A 12,389-nucleotide genomic window follows, 5' to 3' on the forward strand; every position below is an offset into this window, starting at 1 on the left:
TTTTACACGAAATAAATAAAAAATACGTGGTAGATGAAAATTTTCTGTTTTCGTCGCGGAACATGAAAATAGTTAATGCAAAAATGCTAACATATTAGCACTAGTGGTTTTTTTGTAGCTGTGTAGTCAGCTGATTTTTTATATACTTATATGTATAGTTAAGAGACAGATTTATATATGATCGATTCCTCTTTGAGTCCATGGGCTCGAACACTTTCCAGTTTAATTACTCGATTCGGTGAATTCAAAACCGCAACTATCTGTTATGCATTACTATTAGTCTTGGCATTAATATTGTCGTGTATGTTTTATTATGTTGCAGTGGGCGAGGTGATGCTCGTTGATGTGCTTGCCGTAATGTTTTTTACTGCAGTAGTGTCGCCCATTATTATCAGTGTGTTGATCAATTCAATTCGCCAGTTAGATGCTTCCTATGCGTATTTAGATAGTGCCACCAAGCAAGAAAAATTATTAAATCAAACTTTAAAAGATAATATCAATCGCTTAAATGTAGAGATAGATGAACGTAAAATGGCATTTCATGCCAAACACCGTGCAATCGAAGAACTCAGACGAGAAATCGTCGAGCGTAAAAAAACCCAGCAAGAGCTTGCTCAACAAGGCATGTTACTGCGCTCTATTGTTGATTCATCGCCTGATTTATTTTATTACCGTGATAACAATGGTGTTTTTGCCGGTTGTAATAAAATGTTTGAAGAGGTGATGGGTAAATCAAGTGACGAGTTAATAGGTAAAACTGCAGAGGAAATTTATCCAACGCAATTCTTACCGGAAGTATTACTAACTGATAACAAAGTCGAAAAAACTCACGCCGCATTAACGCTTGATGTTGAATACCCTGTAGGCAATGAAAACCGTTGGTTTGAAATGCGCAAGCTCCCATTTATTAATGATGACGGTGACTACATTGGTTTATTAGCGTTTGGCCGCGACATCACCAGCCGTAAAGAAGCTGCTCAAGCACTTGAAACCGCTTATAAAGACAAGGGGAAATTTATTGCCACCCTAAGTCATGAATTACGAACTCCGCTCAATGGTATTGTGGGTTTAACCCGGATGTTGCTAGACACCGACTTGGATAAGCAGCAACGTAGTTGGTGTAATACAGTATTTTCTAGTGCTGAAACATTAGGAAATATTTTTAATGATATTATAGATTTAGATAAGATAGATCGCGAACAACTCGATATTGTTACCGACTCAATAAACGTCTCTGATTTTATTAATGATGTGGTTAACTTTGCTGGATTAATTGCTGAACAAAAAGGCCTAGAGTTTGAAATTAAGCGCAAAGGTATGTTGGATATTTATGCGCAACTAGATCCGACCCGATTACGCCAAGTGGTGTGGAATTTAATAAATAATGCGGTTAAATTTACCCAACAAGGTAAAGTTCAATTAGCGTGTGTTCGGGAAAACCGTGCGGATGGCGCGTGGTTAGTCATGAAAGTAACAGATACCGGGCAAGGTATTCCACAAGAGCAATTACATCGTATTTTTGATATGTATTATAAAGCGCCGGATTTAAATGGTACTAATGCGATAGGATCAGGTATTGGTTTAGCGGTCACCAAGGCTTTGGTTACAGCAATGAAAGGACAATTACATGTAAGCAGTACCGAAGGAGAGGGCAGCTGTTTTGTGGTTGAAATACCGCTGGCGCTTTGTATCGCTCCGGCTGAACAAAGTTATGTTGGCCGTAGTTTGAATATCTTGCTAGTTGAAGATGTGCCGCTTAATGCTGAAATCGCCACTAACTTACTTGAGCAACGTGGTCATGAAGTTATCTGGGCTGAAACCGGTGAAGATGCATTGTCGTTTGTTGAAACTGAGGATGATCTGGATTTAGTACTGCTAGATATGCAACTGCCAGATATTAATGGCGATGAAGTAGCAAGACAGATCCGTGCCGATAGCCATTTTGATAAGTTACCTATTGTCGCCCTTACGGCTAATGTGCGTAGCGCCGAAGAAGAGTTACAAGGGATCTCAATTCAAGGCGCATTAGCTAAACCTATCAATACCACGAAGCTTGATAAAATGCTGGCTGAACTATTTGATATTAAACATCTACAACAGTCTGATGAAACACGCCTGACGGTTAGCAAAGAAGCCAGTGAAAATATCAATGTAGAGTTACTTGATGTTGAAACCATTGAAGATTTTGTTAATTCGATGGGCATAGTAACATTTAAGCGCAGCAGCAGTTTATTTGAAAAGCTAAATCCACAGTATCAGCAAGAGTTAGCAACGTCATTAGCAGCTGGTGACCGTGAAGAGTATAAGTCCGTCGCACATAAGCTTAAAGGTGCTGCAGGTTCAGTTGGTTTAAATGATGTACAGTTACACGCTAAGATCATGGAACATGGTGCGATTGAAGAAAGTGATGAAGTATTAAATACTTGGCTAACAATATTGGCAGATAAAATAAATGAAGGGCAACATGCCCTTCATTTATTCTTACAGCAATTAGAACGTTAATGCTGTCATTACTTGGTAGAACGGATATTAACTATCGATTTTACCAATGAAACGATAACCTTCACCATGGATGGTGCTGATAAGCTCAGATGTGCTGTTATCACTTTCAAAATGCTTTCTGATACGACGGATCGTTACATCAACAGTACGGTCATTTGCACGTAACTCACGACCAGTCATATGCTTGATTAGCTGCTCACGACTAAAAATACGGCCTGGAGAGTCAAGCATTAAACGTAGTGCTCTGTATTCACCTTTAGGTAAACGTTTGGCATCACCATTTGGTGATGTTAAACAGCGGCTATTTTCGTCAAGTTCCCAGCCATTGAAAGTGATCACACCATTTGTTTCAAGGCTTGATTCTTCACCGCCAAGGGCAGTACGTGAAAGCAAGTTACGAGCACGAATAGTTAATTCACGAGGATTGAACGGCTTAGTAATATAGTCGTCCGCGCCAATTTCTAGGCCTAAAATACGGTCTACATCATTATCACGACCGGTTAGGAAAATAAGTCCAACGTTACGCTTTTGACGTAATTCACGCGCTAATATTAGCCCGTTTTTGCCTGGCAGGTTGATGTCCATAACTACAAGGTTCACATCATCATTATTTGTAAGCTTGTCATGCATGTCATCGCCATCAATGGCTTCAATAACTTTGTAACCTTCAGCTTCAAATAAACTAACGAGGTTTAGTCGAGTTACGTCTTCATCCTCTACAATCAGAATGACTGGCGTTTGCATTATTAATTAACCTTTTTCGGAATATTTTATTTACAATTAATTCGGTATTGTATTATAAAACCGAATACTAGTGATTATAGGAGTATATCCAATTGTTAACAAGTAAAATCAATTCGGATGAAATTTAGAAACAGCTAATAACCGAGATTGCACTTTAAAACTGCTGCGCAACAACTGCTGTTTATTGATATACAGTCGGATTTTATTCCCTTCTTGGACCAAAGAGACAACGCCCCCTTTTTCTAAAAAATTGATACTCTCACCAACTGTTAAGGTATTTAATGAAATGGTATCGATCCAAAGTGGAATTATATCATCTTCCATTATTTCATCAATGTATGTGATATCACAAAAGCGAGAAAGTTCAGAAATTTGCTGTTTTTTATCAATTAACACTGTTTCAATCGGTATATCGTTAATTTTAAGATTCGAATTATCCTTTAATAACTCACCAATTCCATGTTCAACGTCATAAAAACAAAAAGTCACAGCCTGTTTATTGTTAACTTTGGGGAACTCGACGAATTTTGCAATCTGAAATAGAAATGCCGATTTGACTTGTTCAGGTGATTTAGCCTGTAAAAATGCTGGAAACAACAGCATCAGAGCCAGTAATAAACCCGTTAGTTTCATAATTTGCTTGCCTCAGTTAAGGGCAAGGTAATTATAAAGCGTGTGCCTTCTATATTTTGATCATCAAAATAAACATTGCCACCTAAGGCTTGTGTGACTAAGTTGTAAACTAGATGCATACCTAAACCACTGCCACCTTCGCCGCGTTTAGTGGTAACAAAGGGATCAAAAATGCGTTTTTTAACGCTTTTATCAACCCCGATACCATTATCATAATAGTTAATGCTCAGGCTACTTTCGTTGCGTTCCACTGTAATTTCGATTTCGTTATTTTGATTATCTTTAAAGCCGTGGATCACCGAGTTACTTAACAATTGCTGCAATATCTGCTGAAGCGGGCCTGCTTTACTTTCGATCATCAATTGTTCAGAACAATGAATAACGATTTTAGGAGCTTTGCTCTCTAATTCAGTACGCATTGAAAGCATCACGTTGGTGATAAGCTCATGCATATTGACCAGCGAATTAATCTCTCCATCTTGGTTCACCGCTACTTTTTTAAAGCTGGATACCAGTTCCGCAGCGCGATTTAAATTCCGATAGATAAGATCTAAGTTTTCTATACCATTGTCGATAAAACGTTTCAATTGACTTGAGGTTAAGGTTTTTTGCTCAAACCCTAGGCTTATTTCTGCCAGTTTATCGCGTAGCAGGGTAGAGCCAGTGATCCCTAAACCAATAGGTGTATTTACTTCATGTGCAACACCTGCAACCATTTGCCCTAAAGAGGCCATCTTTTCACTTTCAACAATCTGATTTTGGTATTGATGCATCCGTTCAAGGGTTGTTAGCAACTCTTGATTTGCTTCTCTGAGCGCGATTGTACGTTGGTTTACTTTTTCTTCTAAGCTTTGGTTTAATTGTTTAATTTCTTGCTTATCGTTTTTATGGCGCTCTATTTGATTTTGCGTGCGAGTCAGCATGATGTTTAAACTGTTCGAAAGCATGTTGATTTCGGTAATATTAGTTTTTGGGGCTCGGGCGTTGTAATTATGATTTTTCGAGACATCTTGCAGTAATCTGCTTAAGTGGTCTATAGGGTCGGCAATACGTTTTTGAATTCGTTTTGCTACAAAATAAACCAGTATTAAAACGAATAACGTTAAAAGAATATCAATAAGAATTTTTTGGTTGATATACTCGTTGAGGCGCTCTAGGCCGCCACGAATATACACATAACCCTTAATATCACCTTCGTACGTGATTGGCTTGATTAGTTCTACGTAGTCTTCAGTGATCCTAGGCTGTTGGAGTTGTTCAATACTATCAACCCGAAGCGGCACTGGTGGCGTTTTTCGTGCATTAAAGCTGGTAAAAAATACCGCTTTATTTGAAATTTCGTCAATTGCGTAAATATGTATATTTTTAACGAGTGGAATTTTTTCGAAAGATTTAAGACGTTGTTCTTCGGTTTTTCTATCATCAAATAGTACGGTTACTTGGGCATTAAAGGCGATAATTTCTGCAAGGATATTGAGCTTATTGATGATTAACTGTTTTTGCTCTTTGACATCAAGGTAGGTCGAAATAGAAATAGATAACGATAAACACAAAGCAGTAACAAGCATGACTGCACTGATCAGGGCTTTGCGAATACTTGTTGGCGATGTTGATAAAGGCATTATTGTAATGAAGGCCCAGTTATATAATTTTTATTGAGTTGCTGTAAGTCTAGCAAAGACCTATCAAAGTGACTAAAAAATATAATAACTTTGTTGAAAAGCTGCCATTTATATTATTTGGCAGCGTTTGTGAGGCAATAGTTGTAATTAACTGCTATACACTGAAAATTTATTGGTTTTGTGTACTACTTGATAAGTACCGAACTGAGTTTCTAGAATTGGCGGGTATTTTAAGAAGCAGTTTGCAACAATAGTTAACTTGCCTTGCTTAGTTAAGTGCTGTTTAGCACCACTTAAAAACTGTTCAGCAACAGTATAATCAGTGGCAATACCGGTATGAAATGGTGGATTTGAAATAATAAGCTCAAATTTTCCAGTTACATTTGCTAATCCATCACTTAGTAAAGCGCTACCGTTTACACCGTTAAGTGCCAATGTTTGCGTGGTTGCATAAGCTGCAAGAGCACTAACATCCGTACAGGTAAAACTCAAAGCTGGATTTTTCAAACCTAAGAAGGTCGCAATAAGACCCGCGCCACAGCCAAAATCCAGCACATTGCCAGATTTAATTTCAGGTGCATTCTCTAACAGTATTTTAGTACCGCCATCAAGTTCACCGTGATTAAATACGCCAGGTACGCTAATGGCATTAAAACTAACGCCAGCCACATCAACATTAAATTGTTTGTGGTAACGAGTAATAACAAACTCAGCTAAGGTTTTTATCTCGGTGAATAAATACAAAGCACAATGGCGGGCACTGTCGATTTTATTGCTGTATTCACAGTGGCTACTAAATTGCTTTTCGATCGATTTCACACCACTTTTATTTTCACCAACCACCAGTAACTCAGCGTCTGGGTTGATAACCGCGCGAATATTGTCCAACGTCATCAATGCTTCAGGTTTTGCTTTTGGGTAGTAATAAATAACGAGGTCAAAGTGTTGACCGGCTATCTCATGGCTAACACAAACATCAATAGTGTTGATATTTTTAGCAAATTCGCCATTAGCATGGTTGTAGCTAAAAGCGCTGATCTTGCTGTTTGGATTTAACTGGCGCAGTTGTGACAAAAAGCCATCTTGCACAAAATTAACTACTAAAATAGAGTCCGCCGTTAGGTTTGCACTATTGCGTAGTAAAAGTGAACTTGGATTAGTTAATGCGCTCATATATGGCTTTGCCTTTAAAGTTGTTTTGATTAATTTAGCTAATACGCTCGAACATTAAATCCCAAACGCCATGACCTAAACGATGGCCGCGTTGCTCAAATTTCGTCAAGGGACGTAAATCAGGACGTGGCACATAATCGTTAGTCTCTGATTGGTTTTTAAAATGCTCCGCTGCTTGCATTACTTCAAGCATATGTTCTGCGTAGTTTTCCCAATCAGTTGCCATATGGAAGACACCGCCAATTTTTAATTTGCTACGCAAGCTCTCTACAAATGCAGGTTGTACAATACGACGCTTATGGTGACGTTTTTTATGCCATGGATCAGGGAAGAATAGTTGCACCGTTGTAATGCTGCCCTCAGCAATACAATCAGCAAATACTTCAACAGCGTCATGCTCAAAAATACGTAAGTTTGTAATGCCTGCTTCATCAGCATCCATTAAACATGCGCCAACACCAGGGCGGTGTACTTCAATACCAATAAAGTTAAGGTGTGGTGCGCTCTTGGCCATTTCGACCAATGATTTACCCATACCAAAACCAATTTCTAAAACAACGTCGTTGTCATTGCCAAATACTTGGGCTAGATCAAGCATGCCTTGTTGATGTTCAAGCCCCATGGTTGGCCAGCATTTTTCAATTGCCGCAGCTTGTCCTTTGGTTAAACGACCTTCGCGCTTAACAAAACTGCGAATGGTACGAATATATTTACCTTCTTGCATCGCTTGCTCAAGGTTATCGTTACTTGAATCACTCATATATTTTGGCCTGATGAAAACAACATGTCTTAAAATGGTGGCGTATTATCCCTGACCACGGCGTTGATCACAAGGCCTTATCTTTTGTGTATGTTTATAACTTGATATTTTAACTCACTGCAATAGACTGAGCGCCATTAAGGGTCGGGTTTTAAAAGTAGTTATTTTGAAGTTAAACAACAGTGAAGCAAGCTGGTTTTCTCAGCAAGTAGTCGATTGGTATGAATTACATGGGCGTAAAACCTTACCTTGGCAATTAAATAAAACACCTTACAAGGTGTGGGTGTCTGAGGTGATGTTGCAACAAACTCAGGTAATCACAGTTATTCCTTACTTTGAAAAGTTTATGCAAAGTTTTCCAGATATTATCGCTTTAGCAAATGCAGATGAAGATCACGTGCTGCATCACTGGACCGGATTGGGCTATTACGCTCGAGCTCGCAATTTACATAAAACCGCAAAGATAATCCGAGATCAATACAAAGGCGAGTTTCCAACAACGTTAGACGAGGTTGTTGCTTTGCCTGGAATTGGGCGCTCGACTGCAGGAGCTGTTTTATCGCTTTCTCTTGGCCAACATCATCCTATATTAGATGGTAATGTAAAACGTGTGCTTGCCAGATTTTTTATGATTGAAGGTTGGTACGGAGTTAAAAAAGTTGAAAACCAATTATGGCAACTATCAGAGCAGTTAACTCCAGCAAAACAAGTGACTGAGTTTAACCAAGCAATGATGGATTTAGGAGCAAGCCTCTGCTCACGTAGCAAGTTTGATTGCCAACCTTGCCCGTTGCGCTCGCGTTGTGCAGCGTATAAGACTGAGCAGGTAAAACAGTTCCCTCATTCAAAACCTAAAAAAGCAGTGCCAAAGAAAGTGTGTCATCAATTAATTATTCAATGTAATGATCAAGTATTGATGGAAAAAAGGCCTAACTCAGGAATATGGGGCGGCTTATTTAGTTTTTTTGAGTTTGAGCAAAAATCTCAGTTAGATACTTTTTTAGCACAGCAAGGGCTTGCCGTTACAACTGTGCCAATTGAGCCTTTTACGCATATATTTTCGCACTTTGAATTAACTATTAATCCGCATGTACTCACTTTGCATAAAGTGTCTGATGTGGTGAATGAGCGACAACTAGTTTGGTACCCATTGGACCAGTCCATAGAGGTTGGTTTAGCCGCTCCAACTAAAAAGCTAGTTAAACAAATTGCTACAATAGTTTACACTAACTGATATCGTTTCTAAGAGCACAAGAGAGCAATCATGGCACGCACTGTATTTTGTCAAAAGTTACAAAAAGAAGCCGAAGGGCTTGGTTTCCAACTTTACCCTGGTGAGTTGGGTGAAAGGATTTTTAATAATATTTCTAAAGAAGCATTTGCACAGTGGCAGCACAAGCAAACAATGCTGATCAATGAAAAGCATTTAAATATGATGGATCCAGAGCATCGTACTTTTTTAGAAGAGCAAATGGTTGGCTTTTTGTTTGAAGATAAAGATGTAGAAATCGAAGGCTACCGTCCGCCAGAAAAATAATTTTCACATGCGAATAAAAAGGGCAATAAGCCCTTTTTTAACGCTTGAATTAAATCAGATCATCTTGCTCTTGAGCATTACTAACTTGCTCTTTTAAAAACTGCGCAACACGGGAGTACTCAATTTCTAAATTGTCACGCAGCTCAATTAGTTGATCACTGGTTAAGTCTTGTTCTTTACAGTTATCTTCAAAGTCAGCAGCTAGCTCAGCTACTTTTTCTGCGCCAATTGTTTTCGATATAGATCTAAGTTGATGGCAAGCTGCAATTATTATTTCTTTATCACCGGTCATTACCCCCGTATTAATGTCTTTAGCTAACGTATGGCTTTGCTCTAAGTACATTTTAAAGAACCGTAACTGCTTTGCGTCATCATTGTTTATGTATTTAGCGAGCATTTCAAAGTTAATTGGTGCTGACGGCTTATTAGGAGAAGCCGTAATCGACTCTTGTTTGCTTTCACTCCAACTATTAAGTGTTGCCTCTAGTGTATTTAATTCAACGGGTTTAGTAATGAAATCGTTAATACCGGCATTTAAACAGCGTTCTTTTTCACCCTTTAAGGCATTTGCCGTTACTGCAATAACATAAGGCTGAGCGTTGATGTCTTCAAGTTGCGCGGCTTCGTCGCGAATTTTTTCAACCATGTCATAACCTGACATTTTAGGCATATGTAAGTCAGTTAAAATTAATGGGTAACGACCGCTTTGCCACATTTTTAAACCTTGTTCGCCGTTTTCAGCAACCTCAACGCCAAACCCAAGTAAATGTAGTTGATCGGTAAGCACTTGTTGATTCAAAATATTGTCTTCAACAAGTAGCACGAGTTTGTTTTCTTCGCGTGCTTGTTCAATATTTAAATAATTATTAAGGGTTTTAACTGGTTTAACTTGTCTTGGTGTATGCAGCCCCGCAGCAACCAATAGCGACATCATAAAGTTTGACTTACATAATGGCGACGCATTAAGGTAAAAGATGTTTTTGTGATTTATTGCGGCTTCATCCAATTTACTAAGTACGATCACCTGTTGGTTATTATCTTCAAGGGTATACAGTAAACGGCGTAGTAAGTAATTAATGCTATCCATTGAATCGATACCATCAAGCACCCAAATAACACCGGGGTTGTCTTGATACTGTTCAATTTCTTGCACCGCTTGCACTGTAATTGTTTTTGCTCCCATAAATGATAAATAACGAGAAAGCGTTTGTTGTCTGCTTTGATGCTCAGTGACGAGTATCACCGAATGATCTTTCAAGGCGCCTTTATGGGCATACTTTATGGTGTTTTCAGTACTGAATGGCAATTCCACCACAAAGTCACTACCAATACCTATATCGCTGGTAACACTAATCGACCCTAACATTAACTCGGTTAAACTTTTACAAATAGATAAACCTAGGCCAGTGCCACCGTACTCACGGGTAATTGATCCTTCGGCTTGAATAAATGGATTGAATATTTCACGCAGCTGAGCTTGGCTCATACCTTTACCATTGTCGCTGACGCTAAAACGCAGAGTAAAATGGTCAGCAGTATTTTGTGCCACTTCTACAGCAATGCGTACCTGACCTAGGCGATTTTCATCGGTGCTTGTAAATTTAATCGCATTACTACATAAGTTATAAAGTACTTGGCGAACGCGAACAGTATCACCAATTAAATTAATTGGTACATCAGGGGCTATGGCAAGCTCTAAATCAAGCTGGCGTTTTTTTGCAACCGATGACAATACTCTGGCAACTTCTTCAATAGTATCCGAGACCGAAAAAGGAGTTGGATCGATATTTAGTTTGCCCGCTTCAATCTTTGAGAAATCTAAAATATCATCCAGAATACCCAGTAGTGAAAAGGCTGATTCACGAATAATTGTGCTTAGACGATGCTGAGCGCCATTAAGATCTGTTTGCCTTAGTAAATCAATGGTGCCAATAACGCCATTCATTGGAGTGCGTATCTCATGGCTCATAGTTGCTAAAAACGTGGTTTTGGCTTCGCTTGCTTGTTCAGCTCTATGGCTCGCTTTTTCAAGCGCTAAAGTGCGGTTTTGCACTTCAGTTTCCAGACTGCTTTGCAGCTTATGCAAATCTTTTTGGGCTATGTCATTACTATTGATGGCATCTTGTACTTGCTGTAATAATTGATTGATATTTTTAGCTACAACGCCAAGGCCAATATCTAATTGTTCGTCGATATGTGTATTGTAACTACCAGATTTAGTGATGCTCTCTAATTTATGCGCAAGAGTGTCACTACTTTTGCGGATCCGCGTATTAAGATAAACGTTAAAAAACAGCGCCAGTAAAAATAAACTTACTCCAGCAATTCCTGCAATAGCCAATGCAAGTCCGATGGAATAATTTGGCAGTAGAGGGGTTACAGCTATTTTTTGTTTAATGATCAATTCACCAACGGGTTGATCATTTAAATTTAATTGATAGTGAATAATACCTTGCTCAACTGAATATTGATCAAGTTTTAGCGGTGCAATTGCCGGTTTATTACTAGCAAAAACCAATTGTGTTTGTGCAGTAGGTGTATATCTATATAAGTAGTAATCAAATTGATTATTAAGCGCAGCACTTAAATTTAGTAGTTGTGTGGCATTATCTTGTCCTGTTCGAGTTAATGCATTTACTAAAGGAGTGTCTAATTGCTCAGCTAATGTCATTAAACTTAGTGAGCTTGGTGGTGCTTTTGAGTCTTCAGTGTGGCTAGGGTAAAAAGAATAAGCAACCACAGCGAGTGCTGTTACGGCTAAGTTTATTAGTATAAAAAGAGGTAATAGTCCTTTTACAGGAGAAGAAAATTTACTCAGCATTTATTATCCAACTTATCTATTATCAACCGCAATCTAAACAGTCGCTTGTGTACTGGAAATCAATCCTATCATTTACCAGAAATAATTCACTACGTTTTTAGGACTGTTGTACACAAAGCAGTTAAAATACCTATCCAATACATAAATTAAAGAGTTATTGCTGTAAAAAACAGCGTACTTTACATTTATTAGTCGCTTTGTTGAAAAACTGTGCAAACAGTTATGAAGAATAAAAAAAAAGTTGACTTGAAAGGGCAAAACCAGTTTAATACGCCGCACACGCAGATAGCTCAGTCAGTAGAGCTAAGCTGACGTTATATTAAAATCCTTTGTGATTTTTTATTAATACTGAAATTGCCCAGATAGCTCAGTCAGTAGAGCTAAGTGGGAATTGAATTGAAAATCCTTTGTGATTTTTATTAATACTGAAATTGCCCAGATAGCTCAGTCAGTAGAGCTAAGTGGGAATTGAATTGAAAATCCTTTGTGATTTTTTATTAATACTGAAATTGCCCAGATAGCTCAGTCAGTAGAGCTAAGTGGGAATTGCATTGAAAATCCTTTGTGATTTTTTATTAATACTGAAATTGCCCAGAT

At 38.4% G+C, this 12,389-nt stretch carries 9 protein-coding genes; 3 read left to right on the forward strand and 6 right to left on the reverse strand.

What is annotated here, in order from left to right; genetic code table 11:
* The first annotated feature begins 177 nt into the window (after positions 1–177).
* Positions 178–2,502 (forward strand): aerobic respiration two-component sensor histidine kinase ArcB, encoded by a 2,325-nt coding sequence (gene arcB / locus H5201_RS04705; RefSeq protein WP_182717014.1) that lies wholly within the window; start codon positions 178–180, stop codon positions 2,500–2,502.
* Between the two features lie 27 nt (positions 2,503–2,529).
* Here arcB and arcA read toward each other — a convergent pair whose 3' ends face one another.
* From arcA to trmB, 5 genes are all read right to left on the reverse strand, one after another.
* Positions 2,530–3,246, reverse strand: coding sequence for a two-component system response regulator ArcA (gene arcA, locus H5201_RS04710; RefSeq protein WP_016709833.1), 717 nt, complete (start codon positions 3,244–3,246; stop codon positions 2,530–2,532).
* 108 nt (positions 3,247–3,354) lie between these two features.
* Entirely contained in the window at positions 3,355–3,879 is a 525-nt protein-coding gene (locus H5201_RS04715) for a YfiR family protein (RefSeq protein WP_182783809.1), read from the reverse strand.
* A complete protein-coding gene (locus H5201_RS04720; protein WP_182739405.1) occupies positions 3,876–5,501 on the reverse strand; it encodes a sensor histidine kinase in 1,626 nt (541 codons plus the stop codon). The genes H5201_RS04715 and H5201_RS04720 overlap by 4 nt, the downstream gene beginning before the upstream one ends.
* A gap of 147 nt (positions 5,502–5,648) precedes the next feature.
* Entirely contained in the window at positions 5,649–6,674 is a 1,026-nt protein-coding gene (gene rsmC, locus H5201_RS04725) for a 16S rRNA (guanine(1207)-N(2))-methyltransferase RsmC (RefSeq protein ID WP_149980882.1), read from the reverse strand.
* Positions 6,675–6,708: 34 nt separating this feature from the next.
* Entirely contained in the window at positions 6,709–7,434 is a 726-nt protein-coding gene (gene trmB, locus H5201_RS04730; protein WP_145237549.1) for a tRNA (guanosine(46)-N7)-methyltransferase TrmB, read from the reverse strand.
* A gap of 166 nt (positions 7,435–7,600) precedes the next feature.
* Between trmB and mutY the strand changes: the two genes are divergently transcribed.
* A complete protein-coding gene (mutY, locus tag H5201_RS04735; RefSeq protein ID WP_220497142.1) occupies positions 7,601–8,668 on the forward strand; it encodes an A/G-specific adenine glycosylase in 1,068 nt (355 codons plus the stop codon).
* A gap of 30 nt (positions 8,669–8,698) precedes the next feature.
* Entirely contained in the window at positions 8,699–8,971 is a 273-nt protein-coding gene (locus H5201_RS04740) for an oxidative damage protection protein (protein ID WP_145237543.1), read from the forward strand.
* 49 nt (positions 8,972–9,020) lie between these two features.
* Here H5201_RS04740 and H5201_RS04745 read toward each other — a convergent pair whose 3' ends face one another.
* The gene (locus H5201_RS04745; protein ID WP_182739404.1) at positions 9,021–11,792 is read right to left on the reverse strand and encodes a hybrid sensor histidine kinase/response regulator; all 2,772 of its coding nucleotides are present in this window, start codon (positions 11,790–11,792) and stop codon (positions 9,021–9,023) included.
* Positions 11,793–12,389: the final 597 nt, after the last annotated feature.

The sequence above is a fragment of the Pseudoalteromonas sp. SG43-6 genome (assembly GCF_014164365.1).
In the GTDB taxonomy this organism is placed as follows: Bacteria; Pseudomonadota; Gammaproteobacteria; order Enterobacterales; family Alteromonadaceae; genus Pseudoalteromonas; species Pseudoalteromonas rhizosphaerae.

Coding starts and splice junctions, on each gene's coding strand:
- H5201_RS04740 (WP_145237543.1), top strand. CDS start 8,699: ATGGCACGCACTGTATTTTGTCAAAAGTTACAAAAAGAAGCCGAAGGG.
- trmB (WP_145237549.1), bottom strand. CDS start 7,434: ATGAGTGATTCAAGTAACGATAACCTTGAGCAAGCGATGCAAGAAGGT.
- H5201_RS04720 (WP_182739405.1), bottom strand. CDS start 5,501: ATGCCTTTATCAACATCGCCAACAAGTATTCGCAAAGCCCTGATCAGT.
- H5201_RS04745 (WP_182739404.1), bottom strand. CDS start 11,792: ATGCTGAGTAAATTTTCTTCTCCTGTAAAAGGACTATTACCTCTTTTT.
- H5201_RS04715 (WP_182783809.1), bottom strand. CDS start 3,879: ATGAAACTAACGGGTTTATTACTGGCTCTGATGCTGTTGTTTCCAGCA.
- rsmC (WP_149980882.1), bottom strand. CDS start 6,674: ATGAGCGCATTAACTAATCCAAGTTCACTTTTACTACGCAATAGTGCA.
- arcA (WP_016709833.1), bottom strand. CDS start 3,246: ATGCAAACGCCAGTCATTCTGATTGTAGAGGATGAAGACGTAACTCGA.
- arcB (WP_182717014.1), top strand. CDS start 178: ATGATCGATTCCTCTTTGAGTCCATGGGCTCGAACACTTTCCAGTTTA.